This window comes from Acidovorax delafieldii, from assembly GCF_007993815.1.
GTDB lineage: Bacteria > Pseudomonadota > Gammaproteobacteria > Burkholderiales > Burkholderiaceae_C > Acidovorax > Acidovorax delafieldii.
Window position 1 is genome coordinate 134694 of record NZ_VJWE01000015.1, and the last position, 18900, is coordinate 153593.

Genomic DNA, 18900 nt, shown 5'->3' on the forward strand with positions numbered 1-18900 from the left:
GCCTTCTTGGCAGGAGCGGCTTTCTTTGCCGGTGCTGCTGCCTTCTTGGCAGGTGCAGCCTTCTTGGCGGCTACGGGTTTGGCCGTTGCAGCCTTTTTCGCGGGAGCAGCCTTCTTAGCGGCCGGTTTTTTCGCAGTTGCCATCATGTTCTCCTTGGGTCAATTTGCAAAGAGCACTTCCTGTCTGCAGTGGACAGAGAGCGATCCATGGAGATGGATGAAAACTCCATCTCCATGAACACGGGAACGCCCCGCAGGGCAGCGCTCTGCGGCGCTGTCGTTGCTGGGCGTGGTGTAAAAATCCATGGTGGTGTGGCCTGCAAAAAAGGCGCTAGTCCCAGGACAGCGCACCACCGGACTGGTATTCAATAACCCGGGTCTCGAAGAAGTTGCGCTCCTTCTTGAGATCGATCATCTCGCTCATCCACGGGAACGGGTTCTCTTCATTGGGGAACAGCGTCTCCAACCCGATCTGCGTGGCACGGCGGTTGGCGATGTAGCGCAGGTAGCCCTTGAACATGGAAGCATTCATGCCCAGCACGCCACGGGGCATGGTGTCTTCGGCGTAGCGGTACTCCAACTCGACGGCCTTGAGGAACAGTGCCTTGATCTCGGCCTTGAACTCTGCGGTCCACAGGTGGGGGTTTTCGAGCTTGAGCTGATTGATCAAGTCGATGCCGAAATTGCAGTGCATCGACTCATCGCGCAGAATGTATTGGTACTGCTCAGCAGCGCCGGTCATCTTGTTCTGGCGACCCAATGCCAGGATCTGCGTGAAGCCCACGTAAAAGAACAGGCCTTCCATCAGGCACGCGAAAACGATCAGCGACTTGAGCAGGGTCTGGTCGGTCTCGGGAGTGCCGGTTTTGAAAGACGGATCCATGATCGCTTCGATGAAGGGGATCAGGAATTCGTCCTTGTCGCGGATCGACTGGACTTCGTTGTAGGCGTTGAAGATTTCGCTTTCATCCAGACCCAGCGATTCGACGATGTACTGATACGCGTGGGTGTGGATCGCTTCTTCGAACGCCTGGCGCAGCAGGAACTGGCGGCACTCAGGGGCCGTGATGTGGCGGTACGTGCCCAGCACGATGTTGTTGGCGGCCAGCGAATCGGCGGTGACGAAGAAGCCCAGGTTGCGCTTGATGATGCGGCGCTCGTCTTCGGTCAGGCCGTTGGGGTCCTTCCACAACGCGATGTCACGCGTCATGTTCACCTCTTGGGGCATCCAGTGGTTGGCGCAAGTGGCGAGGTATTTTTCCCACGCCCACTTGTACTTGAAAGGCACCAGCTGGTTGACGTCGGTCTGGCCGTTGATGATGCGCTTGTCGGCAGCGTTCACACGGCGGTGTGCTGCTGCGGCGACGGGTGTGGTGGTGGCGCTTGCTGCTGGGGCCGAGGTGCTCAAAGGCTGCAGCGAAGGCGTCTGGAAAGCGAGAGGCGGTTGTCCCACCTGGCGGTTGTTGGGTAGACCGCCGTCCAGTTGATTTTGCGATGAGGGCTTGACTTCTTCGTCCCAGGTCAACATAGATTTTCCAGTGTTCGGATTATGAAAGCAGTGCTGCGAAAAGGAAAGCACTGAAGCGTTGTGCAGCAAGGTTTTGTTGCTTCACAGCACCGGAGCAACGCCTCGGGCGAGCCCGAGGCGTTGCTGGCAAAGTGCCTACTGGCAGGCCTCGCAGCCAGGATCGTCGATGGCGCAGAACTTGACGTCCGTGGCTGGCACAGCTGCAGCCTGCTGAGAGGCCGTTGCGGCAGCGGCTTCTAGCGGGTTTTGCTTGGCCGCTGCGGTGGCTGAAGCTGCCGATGCGCCGCTGTCATTGCCCGATGACACTGCATTGAGCTGGCGTGTGTTCACGGTGCTCATTTCGACGTGCGTCGCGCTTTGGGTGCGCAGGTAGTAGGTGGTCTTGAGGCCGCGCACCCACGCCAGTTTGTAGGTGTCGTCGAGCTTCTTGCCCGACGCGCCGGCCATGTAGATGTTGAGGCTCTGAGCCTGATCGATCCACTTCTGGCGGCGTGATGCGGCTTCCACCAGCCACTGGGGTTCGACTTCGAAGGCTGTGGAGTAGAGCGCCTTGATGTCCTGGGGCACGCGGTCGATGGGGTGCAGCGAACCTTTGAAGTGCTTGAGGTCCATGATCATCACGTCATCCCACAGGCCCAGGCGCTTGAGGTCACGCACCAGGCCGCCGTTGATCACCGTGAACTCGCCCGACAGGTTGGACTTGACCGACAGGTTGCCGAAAGAAGGCTCGATCGAGGCATCGACGCCAATGATGTTCGAGATGGTGGCCGTGGGGGCAATGGCGACGCAGTTGGAGTTGCGCATGCCGTCCAGTGCAATCTTCTTGCGCAGGGCATCCCAGTCCAGCGTGGACGAGCGGTCCACTTCCACATACCCGCCACGGGCCTGCGAGAGCATGTCCAGCGTGTCGAAAGGCAGGATGCCGCGGTCCCACAGCGAGCCTTTGTAGCTGGAGTATTTGCCGCGCTCTTTGGCCAGCTCGGTGGACGCCCAATAGGCGTAGTAGCAGATGGCTTCCATCGACTTGTCGGCAAATTCCACCGCCTCTTGCGAAGCGTAAGGAATGCGCAGCGCATACAGGCTGTCCTGGAAGGCCATCACGCCCAGACCCACGGGGCGGTGGCGCAGGTTGGAGTCGCGGGCCTTGTTGACTGCGTAGTAGTTGATGTCGATCACGTTGTCCAGCATGCGCATGGCCACGGTGATGGTCTTCTTGAGCTTGTCGTGGTCGATCTGGCCGTTCTTGATGTGCTGCAGCAGGTTCACCGAGCCGAGGTTGCACACGGCAGTTTCGGTGTCGCTGGTGTTGAGCGTGATCTCGGTGCACAGATTAGAGGAATGCACCACACCGGCGTGCTGTTGGGGCGAGCGCACATTGCAGGCATCCTTGAACGTGATCCAGGGATGGCCGGTCTCGAACAGCATGGTGAGAATCTTGCGCCAGAGGTCCGTGGCCTGGATGGTCTTGGCGGGCTTGATCTCGCCGCGTGCGGCCTTTTCTTCGTAGGCCACATAGGCCTTTTCAAAGTCGGCGCCAAACAGATCGTGCAGGTCGGGCACGTTAGAAGGGGAGAACAGCGTCCAGGTGCCCTTTTCCATCACGCGGCGCATGAACAGGTCAGGGATCCAGTTGGCCGTGTTCATGTCGTGCGTGCGGCGGCGGTCGTCGCCGGTGTTCTTGCGCAGTTCCAGGAACTCTTCGATGTCCAGGTGCCAGGTTTCCAGGTAGGTGCAGACGGCGCCCTTGCGCTTGCCGCCCTGGTTCACGGCCACTGCCGTGTCGTTGACCACCTTGAGGAAGGGCACCACGCCCTGCGATTCGCCGTTGGTGCCCTTGATGTGCGAGCCCAGGGCGCGCACGCGGGTCCAGTCGTTGCCCAGGCCTCCGGCAAACTTGGACAACAAGGCGTTTTCCTTGATCGACTCGTAAATGCCATCGAGGTCGTCGGGCACCGTGGTCAGGTAGCAGCTCGACAGCTGCGAGCGCAGCGTGCCGCTGTTGAACAACGTGGGGGTGGACGACATGAAATCGAACGACGAGAGCACTTCATAGAACTCGATGGCCCGTGCTTCGCGGTCGGTTTCGTTGAGCGCCAGGCCCATGGCCACGCGCATGAAGAAGGCTTGGGGCAGCTCGATGCGGGTCTTCTTGACGTGCAGGAAGTAGCGGTCGTACAGCGTCTGCAGGCCCAGGTAGTCGAACTGCAGGTCGCGCTCGGCCTTGAGCGCGGCGCCCAGGCGGTTCAGGTCGTATTGCTTGAGCAGGCGCTCGTCCAGCAGCTCGTTGTCCACCCCCTTCTGAATGAAGGTGGGGAAATAGTCCTTGTAGGCCTGGCCCATGTTGCTCTGGGCTACGTCACGCCCCAGCACCTCGCGCACGATGGTGTGCAGCAGCAGGCGGGCCGTGGCGTAGGTGTAGTCAGGATCTTTTTCGATCAGGGTGCGGGCCGCCAGAATGGACGCCTTGTAGACCTCGTCCATGGGAACGCCGTCATACAGGTTGCGCATGGTCTCTGCGACGATGGGGGCTGCCTGGATGTCGGCGCCCAGGTTGGCGCAGGCCGACTCGATCAAGGCGTGCAGGCGCAGGATGTCCAGCTGCACGCGTTGGCCGTTGTCGATCACGTGCAGCACCGGGGTGGCGGGCGCTAGCTGTTCCAGGTGGTGAGCGCGCTCCTGCGTGCGGCGCTCGCGGTACAGCACGTAGGCACGGGCGACTTCATGGTGCTCGCCGCGCATCAGGCCCAGCTCGACCTGGTCCTGCACATCTTCAATGTGGAAGGTGCCGCCGCCAGGACGCGAGCGCATGAGGGCGCGGACCACGTTCTGGGTGAGCGTGTCCACTACCTCACGCACGCTGGCAGAGGCAGCGCCCTGCGTGCCGTGCACTGCCAGAAACGCCTTCATCATCGCCACCGCAATTTTTTGGGGCTCGAACGGCACCACCGCGCCGTTGCGGCGAATGATCTGGTAATGCGTGAGCGGGTGCCCGGAAGCTGCGGCCGCCGCAGCGTGCGTGGCGGCATCCGTAGAGGCGGTGGGCGATGGGGAAGGCGTGTTCAAAGCAGCTTGCATGGGGGTCCTCTTCTGTGGGCTGTCTGGGGTGGGCGTGCGGCCTGGAGTGCCGCCGCAGTGTGTGGGTGCTGCACCGGACTTCAGTCTGGTGCACACTATATATGGTGTGTCGAGGCGGTTCAAGACACTACCGGTAGTGTACCGCCGGAATGAGTCCCCAAAACCGAAACAGCATGTTCTCAACCCCGTTGCGTACGCAACCGGTGCCTGTGGCGAGCCCTTGTGAATGCGATGTGGGCGATGCAAAACCGTGCAGTGGCGTACCTTGGCGGCGGATTTCCTGCGCCAGGCCGCGCAGCGCTTGGCTGCAAAAATATGTGCAAGCGCACAAAGAAAAAAATGTCTTGATGCGCCCGTACGACAGTGAAAGTGCGGCGTCAGCGAAGCTGCAAGGGGTCCGCCCGCGTGTTCAGCGGGAATCGCTGCGCGGGCCAGTCCAACGCCCCTTGCAGTCGTGGCCAGTCAAAGCCCGGGCCTGGGTCCAACTTACGTCCCGGGGCAATGTGTTCATGCCCTGCGATGTGCTCGATGGGATAGCGCAGCGCAATGTCCTGGCAGACCCTGGCCAGGGTTTCGTACTGTGCCGACTCGAAGTGCAGGCCCTCCAGGCCTTCCAGTTCAATGCCGATGGAATCGTCGTTGCACTGGCTCCTCCCCCGGTAGAACGATTGCCCGGCATGCCAGGCGCGCAAGTCGCAATCCACAAACTGCCACAGCACCCCGGTGCGCTCGATGAAAAAATGCGCGGAGACCTGCAATCCGCGGATGCCCTGGTAGTAGGGGTGCGCATCCCAGTCCAGGGTGTTGGTGAACAGCTGTTGCACGGCACCGCCGCCGTATTCGCCCGGCGGCAGGCTGATGGAATGCACCACGATCAGATCGACTTGCGAGGTCTGTACCGGGCGCGGCCCGTGGTTTGGAGATGCGAGCCGCTGAGCGGTCCTGTACCAGCCGCCCTCCCAGGGCGCCATGTCTGCCGCTGGTGCACTGTCAGCCCAGTTCGTCATGCGGGTCCTGGTCATTGGGCACGGCGATGTTCAGACGGGCGATGCGGTAGCGAATCTGGCGCAGGCTGATGCCCAGGCGTGCGGCTGTGGCGGTACGGTTGAACCCGGCTTCTTTCAGCGCGCGGATCAGGATCTCCCGCTCCTGCTGGTCCAACCAGGCCTGCAGGTCGCTGGGCAGTGGCACCGTGCAGCCGTTGGCCAGGGGCTGAGGGCCCTGGCCTGTGTCTGCAGACGTCGAAGCGTGGGGCCCGGCAGAGAAGGCGGCGGACACCGCCGATCCCTCTGGCGCGGGCACAAGCGTGGGCGGTGCTAGGCGTGCCATCTGCACATCTGACGCGCCGCTTGGCGCATCCACCTGCAACTCGTCCCCGTCGCTCAATGCCACTGCGCGGTGCAGCAGGTTTTCCAGCTCGCGGACATTTCCGGTCAGCGGGTGGGCGGCAATGGCGTTCAGTGCCCGGTCGGTGAGTTGGGGCACCGGCATGCCCGACTCGTGGGCAATGCGGGTGAGCAGCGCTGCGCACAGTGCGGGCAGGTCCTCGCGGCGCTCGCGCAGCGGCGGGATGACGATCTCGATCACATTAAGCCGGTAGTACAGGTCCTGGCGGAACCGGCCGGCCTGCACATCGGCCGCCAGATCGCGGTGGGTGGCGCTCACAATGCGCACATCCACCGTCTCTTCCTGGGTGGAGCCGAGTGGCCGCACGCTGCGCTCCTGGATGGCGCGCAGCAGCTTGGACTGCATGGCCAGCGGCAGGTCGCCGATTTCGTCGAGGAACAATGTGCCCCCGCGTGCGGCCTGGAAGTAGCCGTCGCGGTCTTGCGACGCGCCGGTGTAGGAGCCCTTGCGGGCACCAAAAAATTCAGCTTCCAGCAGGTTCTCGGGGATGGCCCCGCAGTTCACGGCGACCAGAGGCCCGTCAGCACGCTGGCTGCTGGCATGCAGGGCTTGGGCCACCAGCTCCTTGCCCGTGCCCGACTCGCCATGGATCAGTACCGGCGCCATGCCACGCGATACCTTGGCCACGCGCTGCTTGACGTTGCGGATGGCGTCGGACTCGCCCACGAGGCGGTCCAGGGCGGCGTTGGCATTGCCGAATTCGCCGGTCGCCGCCGCTGCATTGGTAGACCGGCTGAAGCCGTTGCTGCGTGACGCACGCGGCGGTGGAACCCCACCCGTGCCCTGGATGGCTGAGGCCACCACCGAGCGGAACTGCTTGAGGTCCACGGGCTTGGTGAGGTAGTCGAAGGCCCCTGCGCGCAGCGCCTCGACCGCGTTCTCTGCCGAGCCGTAGGCGGTCATGACCACGCAGCGTTCGCGCCGTTGCTGGTCGCGCAGATCCTGCAGCAGCTCCATGCCAAACCCGTCGGGCAGCCGCATATCGGTAATCACGGCGTCAAAGCGGTGGGCCTTGAGTTGATCACGCGCCTCCTGGACGCTCGACGCGGTCTCGACCCGGTACCCCTCGCGCAGCAGGGTGAGCTCGTACAGGGTGCGCAGATCGGGTTCGTCGTCAACGACAAGGATGGAGGCGGCAGGGGCGTTCATGGAGGCGGCAGTCAGACCACTATGGTGTCAAACAAGGTGGCATTGTCGGCGGGGCGGGTCGTGCGGCGGAAGCCCACAGTAAAGGCGTTGCCTCCGATGTCACCGCGTGCGGTGTGGCGGTTCAGGCGCTGGTAGCTGATGGAGGCGCCATGGCGCTGGCACAGCTCCCGGCAAATATAGAGGCCTAGACCACTGGAGCGGCTCTCCGACGAGAAGAAGGGCTCGAACAAATGCCGCTCCACGGATTTGTCCATCGGGGCACCGTCGCTCCACACCTGCAGGCTGACCTGGCCAGCGTGCGTGTTGCGCGTGGTCACTGACAGTGAGTCGGGCTCCGGGCCCATGTAGCGCAGGGCGTTGTCCAGCAGGTTGACGAGCACCCGACGCAGGTGCTCGGCGTCAAACTCCACCTGGGTGGCGCCCGTGTCCAGCGACACCAGGGCGCGCCGCCGGGCGGGGTCCTGGGCCTGCCAGTCGTTCCAGATCTGGGCGACTGTCTCGTCCAGCGCCACGGTCGAGGCAGGGGCATGGCTGATCTGGTGCTGTACGCGGGCAATGTCCAGCACCTCTTCGGCGATGCGGGCCAGGCGGTCGGCGTTTTGCTGCACCATGTGCGCCAGCCGTTTTTGTGCGGGGTCGTGCAGGTCTTCTTCCAGCAGGGCATTGGCCTGCACGATGGCCGCCAGCGGGTTGCGGATCTCATGGGCCACTGCGGCGGACATGCGGCCCATGGCCGCGAGTTTTTCGGTGCGCAGCCGCGCTTCCATTTCCCGCAGGTCGTGCAGGAACATCACGCACAGCCGCTCGGAGCGCGTTTGCAAGGCCGCGTTGCGAGTGGATGTGAGCCAGGTGCGCACATGCAGACCGGTGGGGCTCTGGCCTTCGTGTAGGAGATCGACGTCGGCTGTCTGGGGTTGTTCGTGCCTGAAGGTGCGCCGCGCCAGGATCACCAAGGGGTGCCACGGAGCCGTGGATGTGAGGGCAAACGGCAACTCGGTCAGCGCCATGCCGCCCAGCAGCTGCAGCCCTGCGGGGTTGGCAATGCGCACCACGTCGGTCTCGTCCACCACCAGCACCCCGTCGGTCAGGTTCTGGATGACCAGTGCACTGACCTGCGTTTGCACGCGCGCTGCGATCTGGCTTTGTTGTGCCACTTCCTGTTCGCGCGCCAGGCGGGTGGCCAGCTGGTGCACCAGATAGCTCACGATGAAGTAGCCCGTGCCGGTCAGTGCACTTTGCAGGTAGCGCTGGCCTTCGTCGCCCGTGCTGTACTGGCCCACCCACCAGGCCCAGCCCAGCAGCAGCAGCGTGACGGCGGCCGTGGTGCCCAGGGCCAGGGTCAGCGTGCCCATGACCGCTGCGATCAGGATGGGCAGGCCGAACAGGGGCGTGTAGTTCATGGTGCCCGCATGCAGCAACTGCAGCGCAGTGATCGCCGCCAGGTCCACGCCAATGGAAGGCAGCCATTGCGGGCCGGCGCTGGGCGACGGGGGGGGCCTTGCGCGACAGCACCCGCAGTACCACGGTGGCTACGAGGTAGGCCACGCAGACCGCGAGCACAGAAGGCGCCGCCGCTTGATTGATCAGCTGCCCGGCCCCCTGCAGCACCAAAAGTGCCAGGGCTACCATCACGCGGCCCGTCAGAAAACCGAGCCACAGCCGTGCGAAGGGGGCTTCTGCGGAAGGCGGCAGTGGGCCGGCGGGCGCTGCTTGCATGGTCACAACGGGAAGGCGTCGCTCAGGCAGGGCCCATGCGCCGGTGCTCGGCGCTGCAATAGGCCTGATTGCCCAGCATCAGTGCCTCGGCCTGCGGGATGTGCACGCCGCAGTGCGCGCAGGCCAGCATGTCCTGTGGCAGGGCCGGCGGGGCGGGGGGCGCCTTGGGCGCAGCGGCATCAGGAGCGCGGCGACTGCGCCAGATACCCACCGCGACCGCGATGACGACCAACAAGACCAGGTACTTCATGCGCTGCGGCCCAGAACAACTTCCAATACAAAACGCGAACCCACATAGGCCAGCAGCAGCAGGGCCGAGCCTGCATACAACACACGCACCGCATTGCGGCCCCGCCAGCCAAAGCGGGCACGGCCCAGCAGCAGCGTGGCAAAGGTCAGCCACGAGAGCATCGAGAACACGGCCTTGTGGTCCCACCGCCAGGCCCGGCCATACAGCGTCTCGCCAAACAGCCACCCGGCCAGCAAGGTGGCGGTGAGCAGCACAAACCCTGCCGTCACGAACCGGAAGGTCAGCCGCTCCAGGGTGAGCAGCGGGATGCCGCTGTGCGGGTCTTCGGCCTGTCGGATGTGGCGTTCGGCGCGTGTCATGAGCCAGGCGTGCACGACGGCGGCTGCAAACAGCCCATAACACGCAATGCCCAACGCCAGGTGCAAGGGGAGCCAGGCCGATGCAGACACGTGCAGGGGCTGCCCCGGGAACAACATGGCCAGCACAATGGCTGCCGCGCCCAGGCCTGCCAGCACCCAGCGCGACTGCATTTGTGGAAACAACTGCCGCTCCACGGCATACACCGTGAGCACCAGCCATGCAGTCATCGACAGCGCGGGCGCAAAACCGAATCGGGGCGCTTCGCCCCACAGGCCCCACACCAGCACGGCGCCATGCAGCAACCACGCCACCAGCAGTGCATTGCGCGCCGCTGCCGCTCCCAGGCGGGAGGCTGCGGCGGCAGGCACGGCATAAGCCACGGCAGCGGCCAGGGCCAGCAGCCAACTGACCGGAGAGCTACTCGTTAAAATCATGGGCACAGTTTAGCCTTTCGCCCACCGCCAGCGCCCTGGCGGGGCTGCGCGCACAACGCCGTTGTTGACGGCGCGCAGCCAATACCGGAAACACCCCTATGGCCTCCGCCCTTACCGACAAACTCACGCGCCTCGTCAAGGAGATGCGTGGCCAGGCCCGCATCACCGAGTCCAATGTCACGGACATGCTGCGCGAAGTGCGCATGGCGCTGCTCGAAGCCGACGTGGCCCTGCCCGTGGTGCGCGACTTCATCGCCCGCGTCAAGGAAAAGGCCCTGGGCCAGGAGGTGCTGGGATCGCTCAAGCCCGGGCAGACGCTGGTCAGCATCGTCAACCGCGAACTGGCCGCCACCATGGGCGAGGGCGTGGCTGATATCAACCTGGCCGCCCAGCCGCCCGCCGTGATCCTGATGGCCGGCCTGCAAGGTGCGGGCAAGACCACCACCACGGCCAAGCTGGCCAAGCACCTGATTGAAAAGCGCAAGAAGAAGGTGCTGACCGTGTCGGGCGACGTGTACCGCCCGGCCGCCATCGAGCAGCTCAAGACAGTGACCAAGCAGGCCGGTGCCGAATGGTTTCCCAGCACGCCCGACCAGAAGCCGCTTGACATTGCCCACGCCGCACTCGACTACGCCAAGAAGCACTACTTTGACGTGCTGCTGGTCGACACGGCCGGTCGCCTGGCCATCGACGAAGCCTTGATGAAGGAAATCAAGGACCTGCACGCCGCGCTGAACCCGGTCGAAACCTTGTTCGTGGTCGATGCCATGCAGGGCCAGGACGCCATCAACACCGCCAAGGCCTTCAAGGAGGCGCTGCCCCTCACCGGCATCGTGCTCACCAAGCTGGACGGCGACTCGCGCGGCGGTGCCGCGCTGTCCGTGCGCCAGATCACGGGGGCACCCATCAAGTTTGCCGGTGTCTCGGAGAAGATCGACGGCCTGGAAGTGTTCGATGCAGAGCGCCATGCGGGCCGCATCCTGGGCATGGGCGACATCGTGGCGCTGGTGGAGCAGGTGACGGCCGGGGTGGACATGGAGGCCGCACAAAAGCTGGCGGCCAAGGTCAAGAGCGGTGACGGATTCGACCTGAACGACTTTCTCTCGCAGATCCAGCAGATGAAGCAGATGGGCGGGCTGTCGAGCCTGATGGACAAGCTGCCCTCCCAGCTCACCGCCAAGGCGGGTTCGCTGGACATGGACAAGGCCGAAAAAGACATCAAGCGCAAGGAAGGCATCATCCAGAGCATGACGCCCCTGGAGCGCCGCAAGCCCGAACTCATCAAGGCCACTCGCAAGAAGCGCATCGCCAACGGGGCGGGTGTGCATGTGCAGGAGGTCAACCGCCTGCTCAAGGAGTTTGAGCAGATGCAGGGCATGATGAAAAAGATGAAGGGCGGCGGCCTGATGAAGATGATGAAGAAGATGGGCGGCATGAAGGGCATGGGCGGCGGAGGCATGCCCAAGATGCCTTTCTGAAGGGTTTTCAAGCCTTTTTGGCACCAGGCGCTACAACCATATGCCTGGAATGCTATGAAAATATGAGTGAATAAAAAAGCCGACATGCGTCGGCTTTTTTTGTGGGTCGGTGGATGGTGGCTCTGCGCGGTGCCTCAGGCTGCTTGCAACGCCACGGGCCGTGCCAGCCGGCTGGCGTGCAACCAGGCACGGCGCAGTACTGGAGGGGACCACGACTCCTCGGGAATCAGCAGCAGTCTCTGTGCACGCAGCGCCCGGCCCAGTGCGATCTGGCTTGTCCACACCGCCAGCGGAATCGCCAGCGCCAGCGGCAGGCCCACGGGCATCAGCCACAACAGCGCGCTGCTGTCGATCAGCGCCACGCCCGCAGCCAGCAGGGCGATCACCGCGCTCATGGGAGCGAGCTGGCGCACGGCGTGGCGCCAGGGCACGGCATGGGCTTCGCGCGGGGGCGACTTCCACTCCAGCTTCAGGCCGGTCAACGCGATCAGAACAAACAGCGAATGCGCCAGCATGCGCACCGGCGCCTGCAGGATGGCCATCACGCTCTCCAGCACGGCGCTCTTGAGCAGGCTGACAGCGCCGCCGTACTGCTTTTGCTCGCGGCGCATGAACACTGCGGCCACGCCCAGGATGCGCGGCAAGAACAGCAGGCACAAGGTCCAGACCCACAGGGCGAGCAGCTCGGCGGGCAGGATGTGCCAGTCCGCTACCAGCTTGGCGCCCGACAGCCACAGCGCCGTACCGAGAGTCATGAAGGCCAGCCACAGCGGCGCCGACAGATAGGCCATGGCACCGGTGACGAACATGGACCGGTGCACCGCGTGGATGCCGGGCTCGGCCATCAGGCGCGCGTTTTGCAGGTTGCCCTGGCACCAGCGGCGGTCGCGCTGCAGCTCGGCCAGCAGGTCAGGCGGCTGTTGCTCATAGCTACCGATCAGGTCGCCCACCAGCCACACGTGGTAGCCCGCGCGGCGCATGAGGGCGGCTTCCACAAAGTCGTGCGACATGATGCCGCCAGCCAGGCCCCCCTTGCCGGGGATGGGCGCTAGCGCGCAGTGCTGCATGAACGGTGCCACGCGGATGATGGCGTTGTGGCCCCAGTAGTGCGATTCGCCCAGCTGCCAGTACTGCATGCCCAAAGTGAACAGGCGACCCGTGACGCGCGAGGCAAACTGCTGCGCGCGGGCGTGCAGCGTCACATGGCCGATGGCCTGCGTAGCGGTCTGGATGATGCCGGCCGTGGGGTTGGCTTCCATCAGCTTGGCCATGGAGACGATGCAGTCGCCGCTCATCACGCTGTCGGCGTCCAGCACCACCATGTAGCGGTAGTCCTTGCCCCAGCGCCGACAGAAGTCAGCCACGTTGCCCGCCTTGCGGTGGGTGCGGCGCGTGCGCAGGCGGTAGTACACCTGCACCTGGGGTTGCTGGCTGTGCTGCGCCAGGGCGCTGCGCAGCTCTTCCCAGGCGGCGCGCTCGGCGCGGGCAATGGCGGGGTCGTTGCTGTCGGAGAGCACAAACACATCGAACGTGGTGCCGTGGCCGGTGGCGGCCACCGACTCGCAGGTGGCGCGCAGCCCGGCAAACACGGTGGCCACGTCTTCGTTGCAGATCGGCATGATGATGGCAGTTCGGGCGTCGGGAGCCAGCGCTTGCTCTACCACGCTGCGTGCCGATAGCGCATGCCGGTCGCCGCGCAACATCACCCAAAAGCCCATGAGCCCGGTCAAAAAGCCGGTCACCACCCAGGCGGACAGCAGCGCAAACAACGCAATCTGGCCGTGGCCCAGCCACGCGTTTTCATAGTCGGGCTGCACGCTGGCAAACAGGGTGCTGGCCAGTGCGGTGGCCAGCACGGTGAGCAGCGCAAACGTCCAGCGGCGGCGCTGCGCTGCGCCTTGCCAAGCGGCGGTGGATTCAGCGGGAGCTTGTGCCACCGTAGTCGATACGGGTTGCGGAGACGTACGGCCCGTCAGGCGCAGCAGCACGGCGGTGCCTACGCTGTTCCAAAAGCCGCGCCAGGGCAGGGGCACCATGGAGCCGCGGTGCAGAGGCGGTGCCGTCACCGCATTGGGGTGGCGCTCCTCGCGCAGTGTGCTGCGTCGGCTCGGGGCTTGGCGGGGGTAGGCCACACCACGCCGCGCGACCACGGCAGGGCCCGTGGATGCGTGGGTGCCGTGGGGGTCATGAGGGCTTACTCGGGAAGACTGATGTGCGTCCATGTTTCACTCACAGCGTGGTTGTCGTGTTGGAGAAAAGCGCGCAGCTCGACCGGCCGGTCGGCCTGCAGGCGCTGGATGCGAACGGTCATGCGCCACCCGCCGGTGGCGGGGTTGCGGTAGGCAATGTTTTCCAGCACCTTGCCGTTGGCATCGCTGGTCACTACGGCCTTCACAGTGGCTTCGGCAGGCAGGGCCTTGAGGGCAGGGCCCTCGAAATCGACCACGTACTGCACCTGCTGGCGCAGTTCCTGGGCCGACAACTTGGTGTAGCCCATGCCGCGGCGCGACTGGGTGGCCCAGGCGCTGGGTGGGCGCTGCTGCTCATCGCCCTGCCAGCTCAGCTCATAGGCAAATTCCAGCGGCTGGCCGGGAGCTGGCATCTGGGCGGGCACCCAATACGCCACGACGTTGTCGTGGGTCTCGTCCGGGGTGTTCAGCTGCACCAGCTCCACGCGGCCTGCGCCCCAGTCATGCAGCGGGCGCACCCAGGCGCTGGGGCGGCGTTCGTAGCGGGCTTCCACATCCTCGTAGCTGCTCCACTGGCGGTCGCGCTGCATCAGGCCAAAGCCCTTGGGGTTCCTGGTGGCGAACGAGGTGACCAGCGTCTGCCGGGGGTTCTGCAGCGGGCGCCACAGCCATTCGCCCTCGCCCGTGGCGACCATGAGGCCGTCGGAGTCATGCACTTCGGGGCGGAAGTCTTCCTTGCGTGGCTGGTTCTCGCCGAAGAAGAACATGCTGGTCAGCGGCGCAACGCCCAGCGTGGCGATGGATGGGTTGCCGGAGGCGGCACGCACAAAAATGCGGCTGCGCACGGTGGTGGTGGTCTGCGCGCCGGGCTGGATGTCAAAGCGGTAGGCGCCCGTGGCGCGTGGCGAGTCGAGCAGTGCGTACACCGTGACCTGGGTGGACAGCGGATCGGGCCGCACCAGCCAGAACGCGGTGAAGCGGGGGAACTCCTCGCCCCGGCCGCCCACGGTGTCGATGGCCAGCCCGCGCGCCGACAGGCCGTACTGCTGGCCCTTGCCCAGAGCGCGGAAGTAGCTGGCGCCCTGAAAGACCACCAGTTCGTCCTTGTAGGCGCTGGAGTTCAGGTGGTTGTGCAGCCGAAAGCCTGCAAAGCCCAGGTCGCCCCAGGCCTCGGGCCGCAGCTGGTTCTTGCCGTAGTCAAAGTCCGCGCGGCTGTAGGGGATGTGGCGCACGCCCTGCGGCGTCACCTCGTTGATCAGCACCGGCTCTTTCTGGTACAGCCCCAGATGGAAGAACATGGCCTCAAAGGGCAGCTTGTCGGCCCGCCACAGGGCGCGATCGGGGCGCCAGCGGATGTCGCGCACCTGGTCGTAATTGAGCTGTGCGAGGTCGGCCGGGAGCTTGTCGCTCACCGGCCGGTAGGGTTGGCTGGCGCGGTCGCGTGCGAGGCGGGTCACGCTCTCGAAGTCAAAGCCCTGTGCGTGCGCGCCGCTGGCCAGCAGGGCGGTGGCCAGGGCCATTGCGGGCCCTGCGCGCCTGCCGATCTGGCGAAAAAAGGAGGGAAAAACTGCGTGCATGCCAAGCGTAGGGCAAACCCTGTGCCAGCTGCAAAAAACGCTTTGAAATCAACGGGTTGGAGTGGTCTCTGCGTGTAAGCAGTTGTGCAATGGCCTGTGGGCGCCTATCAGCCCCCGCTTTTTGTCGCCGGATGGCGACAAGGGGTGGGTGCTTTGATCAAAACACCCTGTAAATCAATGACTTACTCGTGTCGCTCATCCACGACATCGTCCGCATCGCCTGCATCCTGCTTGAACTGTCCAGGCGTCAGCGCGTGCTTTTGCAGCAGGCGGTAGAACTCGGTGCGGTTGCGTTGCGCCAGCCGCGCTGCATCGGCCACATTGCCGTCGGTCATCTTGAGCAGTCCCACCAGGTACTCGCGCTCGAAACGCTGGCGGGCCTCTGCAAAGCTCAGCACCTGGGTGGACGGGGTGCGCAGCGCGCGCTGCACCAGCGTCAGGGGCACCAGGGGGGTGGTGGACAGGGCGCACACCTGCTCGACCACGTTGTAGAGCTGGCGCACGTTGCCTGGCCAGGCGGCGGTGGTCAGTGCCTTGAGCGCCTCAGGCGCAAAGCCGGACAGGCGCTTGTCGTATTTGCGGGACAGGCGGTCCAGAAAGTGGTTGGCCAGCAGCGCAATGTCCTCGCGCCGCTCGGCCAGGGTGGGCAGCACCAGCGACACCACGTTCAGCCGGTAGTACAGGTCCTCGCGGAACTGCGCGCTGGCCATGGCGGCCTCCAGGTCCCGGTGCGTGGCCGAGATGATGCGCACGTCGATGGGCGTGGCCTGGCTGGCGCCCACGGGGCGCACGGCGCGCTCCTGCAACACCCGCAGCAGCTTGACTTGCAGGGCCGGGGGCATGTCGCCAATCTCGTCCAGCAGCAGGGTGCCGCCATCCGCCGCCTGGAACAGCCCCTTGTGGTTGCTCACCGCATCGGTGAAGGCGCCCTTGACGTGGCCGAACAACTCGGACTCCAGCAGCGCCTCGGGGATGGCGCCGCAGTTGACGGCCACAAACGGGCGGGCCGCACGCGGGCTCGCGCGGTGGATGGCACGCGCCAGCAGCTCCTTGCCCGAGCCGCTGTCGCCGCGCAGCAGCACGCTGGCGTCAGACTGAGCGACCATGTATGCCTCGGACAGCAGGTCCGTCATGCGGTGCGACCGGCTCACGATCTCGGTCCGCCAGTCCTCGTCGGCATGCGGCTGCGCAACGGCAGGGGCGCTGAGCGCCAGCGCCTGCGCAATCTTCTCCAGCAGCTCCTTGCCGTCGTAGGGCTTGGTGAGGTAGGTAAACACCCCGCGCGACGTGGCCTCCACCGCATCGGGAATGGTGCCGTGTGCGGTCAGCAGGATCACGGGCAGTGAGGGGTGGCGGGCGCGCACTTCGTCAAACAGGGCCAGGCCGTCGCGCCCAGGCAGGCGCACATCGCTCAGCACGAGCTGCGGGCGGGCAATGTCCAGCTGCGCCAGTGCCGCTTCGGCCGAGCCCACGGCCACCACGTCGTGCCCGGCGGCTTTCAGGCGCAGCGACAGCAGCCGCAGCATGTCGGCGTCGTCGTCCACCACCAGGATGCGGGCAGGTGGGGCGGCGCGGGTGGGGGCGGAAGACGGCATGGCGGATAGGTCGGTCAGGGGGCGGGCCGTGGCGCCGCGCCATTGCTCGCTGCTGGCGCGGCGGGGGCTGAGGGTGGCGGTGCTGGGCGCGTGCTCAGGCTGCGCTCGATGGCGCGCACGGCCTCCAGGCGTTCGCTGAGCTGGTCATTGCGGCGTTGGCTGTCGCGCAACTGCTGGGCCTGGCGGTCGAGCTGATCCTCCAGCCGGCGTTGTTGCAGCAGCCGAGCCTCCAGCAGCCGGGCCAGCGGGTGCAAGGGTTGCGCTGCAGCGCCGGTGTTGCCCAGTACGCGCTGCACCAGGCCCAGCGCACGGGCGGTGTCCACGGCCTGGCGCGTTTGTGCGAGGGCCGTGGCCAATAGCAACGGCGTGTCGGCCGTGGCGTCCTCCGCTTCGCTCAGACGGGCAATTTCCCTGGCGAGTTCGGCCGGGGGCAGCTTGAGCACACGGTCTGTCTGGGCCAGTAGCAGGGCAGTGGGGGCGTTGTTATCGGTCTCCGTACCGCGTGCTTCGGTGGCGCCGACTTCGATCGCCGGGGCTACAGGCACGGCAATGATCATGGCCACCGGGGGCGGCTTGGAGGGGGCAAGTGGGGGCGCGGTGGTGGCGCAGCCTGCCAGCATGGTGCCCAGGGCAAGCAGCGGCCATCGCAGCGCGTGGGAGGACAGAGGGGGAGTGCTAGGCGGCATGGGGAAGTTCGATGCGAAAGAAGGAGTGTGCGCCTTCGTCCACCAGGCGCACGCTGCCGCCATGGGCCTGCACATATTCCTGCACGATGGACAACCCGATGCCGGTGCCGCGCACGGCATCGTCCGGTTGGTGAACACCCCGGTAAAAGGGTTCAAACACGCGGTCGCGGTCCACCCGGTCCACGCCGGGCCCCTGGTCAAAGACATCCAGGCGCACCTGGCCGGGAGGTTGCGAGAGCACCAGCCGGACCGTGCCCTGGGGAGGTGAAAAGCGGATGGCGTTGGACAGCAGATTACTGACGGCGGAGGTGATCTTGTCGGCATCGACCAGCATGCGCAAGGGCTGCCCCTCTACCCGCACGGTCAGGCCCTTGGCCTGCCACTGCAGCCGCTGTGTCTCGACCTGGGCCTCCAGCAGGGCCAGCAGATCGGTGTCGCGCCGCTGCAGTTGCCGTGCCTCGAAGGCGGCGGCGTTGAAGCGCAGCAGGGCCTCGATCTCGCCCTGCAGCTGCAGCGTGTTGTGGTGCAGGATCTGAGCGACCTCGCGCTGGCCGGCGGTGAGTTCGCCCGTCACGCCGTCCTGCAGCAGCGCCACGCCCTCGCGCAGCGCGGCCAGAGGGGTCTTGAGTTCGTGGGAGACATGGCGCAGGAACCGCGCCTTGTCGGCATCCAGCTCCAGAAGTCGCAGCCGCAGCCATTCCAGCCGCTGGCCCAGCCGGCGCACGTCGTCCGGGCCGGAGATCAGCACCGGCTCGTCCAGCTGGTTTTCACCCAGCTGCCGGATGGCGCCTTCAAGCCGCTTGAACGGTCGCGCCAGCCAGATGCCCAGAGACAGTGCCAGCACCAACGCCAGCACAATGGCGCCCACTACCTGGTGCGTCACGTTGCGGCGGCTGTTCTCCACCTGGTCCTGCAGCGCCTGGTTGCGTTGGGTGTTGATGTCCTGCACCGACTGCACCATGGTGCCGTGCAGGGTTTCCAGGGCCATGAATTCCTCGGCGACCAGGCGTTCGTTGTCGAGCGCACGGTCTGGCGGTGCGTCCAGCAAGGTTTTGACGGCCTCCAGGTGGGTGCGCCACGCTTGCGTCTGCGCGGACGGCAACCCTGCGGCCTGCAGGTGGTCCACTACGGTGAGCGCATCGACCGCCATGTCGTCGAAGCTGCGGCGCAGCGGCGCATCACGCAGCACCAGGGACTGCCGCGCCGCACGTTCCAGGGCTTGCCCGCGCTGGTTCAGGCCTTGTGCGGCCGTGGCCAGTGCAGTGGCCTCGGCCGTGCCATGGCGGCTGAGCACCATGAGCTGCTCCAACGTGTGCAAGGCCCTCAGTGAGCTGACCCCCAGCAAGCCTGCAATCAGCACGAATGCCAGCAGCAACAGTTGTTGGAAGGAGAGGCCATGCAGCAGGCCTTCGGCGGGTGGCGGTGCCGTGGGTGGGGGGCTCTGGGTGGGCATTGCA

At 65.5% G+C, this 18900-nt stretch carries 12 protein-coding genes and 1 pseudogene; 1 reads left to right on the forward strand and 12 read right to left on the reverse strand.

All coding sequences use genetic code 11. From position 1 onward, the window contains the following. Positions 1–330: 330 nt before the first annotated feature. The 7 genes and pseudogenes from ATF69_RS16540 to ATF69_RS16570 all read right to left on the reverse strand — a co-directional run bounded on the left by ATF69_RS16540 (position 331) and on the right by ATF69_RS16570 (position 9918). Positions 331–1527 carry a ribonucleotide-diphosphate reductase subunit beta gene (locus ATF69_RS16540; protein WP_056066330.1) on the reverse strand — a complete coding sequence of 399 codons (1197 nt, stop codon included), beginning with the start codon at positions 1525–1527 and terminating at the stop codon, positions 331–333. Positions 1528–1662: 135 nt separating this feature from the next. Next, positions 1663–4602 carry a ribonucleoside-diphosphate reductase subunit alpha gene (locus ATF69_RS16545; protein ID WP_146871659.1) on the reverse strand — a complete coding sequence of 980 codons (2940 nt, stop codon included), beginning with the start codon at positions 4600–4602 and terminating at the stop codon, positions 1663–1665. A gap of 377 nt (positions 4603–4979) precedes the next feature. Then, a complete protein-coding gene (gene ampD / locus ATF69_RS16550) occupies positions 4980–5609 on the reverse strand; it encodes a 1,6-anhydro-N-acetylmuramyl-L-alanine amidase AmpD (protein ID WP_056746905.1) in 630 nt (209 codons plus the stop codon). Then, the gene (locus ATF69_RS16555; protein ID WP_146871660.1) at positions 5593–7158 is read right to left on the reverse strand and encodes a sigma-54-dependent transcriptional regulator; all 1566 of its coding nucleotides are present in this window, start codon (positions 7156–7158) and stop codon (positions 5593–5595) included. The genes ampD and ATF69_RS16555 overlap by 17 nt, the downstream gene beginning before the upstream one ends. 11 nt (positions 7159–7169) lie before the next feature. Next, positions 7170–8874, reverse strand: a pseudogene (locus ATF69_RS16560) (two-component system sensor histidine kinase NtrB). Between the two features lie 22 nt (positions 8875–8896). Beyond that, positions 8897–9124: a PP0621 family protein gene (locus tag ATF69_RS16565; protein ID WP_146871661.1), complete on the reverse strand. Its 228-nt coding sequence runs from the start codon at positions 9122–9124 to the stop codon at positions 8897–8899. Continuing rightward, positions 9121–9918, reverse strand: a complete 798-nt coding sequence (locus ATF69_RS16570; RefSeq protein ID WP_146871662.1) for a cytochrome C assembly family protein — start codon at positions 9916–9918, stop codon at positions 9121–9123. The genes ATF69_RS16565 and ATF69_RS16570 overlap by 4 nt, the downstream gene beginning before the upstream one ends. A 98-nt stretch (positions 9919–10016) precedes the next feature. Between ATF69_RS16570 and ffh the strand changes: the two genes are divergently transcribed. Further along, a complete protein-coding gene (gene ffh / locus ATF69_RS16575; protein ID WP_108500153.1) occupies positions 10017–11396 on the forward strand; it encodes a signal recognition particle protein in 1380 nt (459 codons plus the stop codon). A gap of 134 nt (positions 11397–11530) precedes the next feature. Here the strand turns inward: ffh and mdoH are convergent, their stop codons facing one another. The 5 genes from mdoH to ATF69_RS16600 form a co-directional block, all read right to left on the reverse strand. Then, entirely contained in the window at positions 11531–13618 is a 2088-nt protein-coding gene (gene mdoH / locus ATF69_RS16580) for a glucans biosynthesis glucosyltransferase MdoH (RefSeq protein WP_244303749.1), read from the reverse strand. Further along, a complete protein-coding gene (locus ATF69_RS16585) occupies positions 13591–15105 on the reverse strand; it encodes a glucan biosynthesis protein G (protein ID WP_146871663.1) in 1515 nt (504 codons plus the stop codon). The genes mdoH and ATF69_RS16585 overlap by 28 nt, the downstream gene beginning before the upstream one ends. 239 nt (positions 15106–15344) lie before the next feature. After that, entirely contained in the window at positions 15345–16757 is a 1413-nt protein-coding gene (locus ATF69_RS16590; RefSeq protein WP_146871664.1) for a sigma 54-interacting transcriptional regulator, read from the reverse strand. A 14-nt stretch (positions 16758–16771) separates the two neighbouring features. Next, complete coding sequence (locus tag ATF69_RS16595) at positions 16772–17443, reverse strand: hypothetical protein (protein ID WP_244303750.1); 672 nt, start codon at positions 17441–17443, stop codon at positions 16772–16774. Beyond that, on the reverse strand, positions 17433–18896 hold the full coding sequence (locus ATF69_RS16600; protein ID WP_146871665.1) for a sensor histidine kinase: 1464 nt from the start codon (positions 18894–18896) through the stop codon (positions 17433–17435). Before ATF69_RS16600 ends, ATF69_RS16595 begins: the two co-directional genes overlap by 11 nt. Positions 18897–18900: the final 4 nt, after the last annotated feature.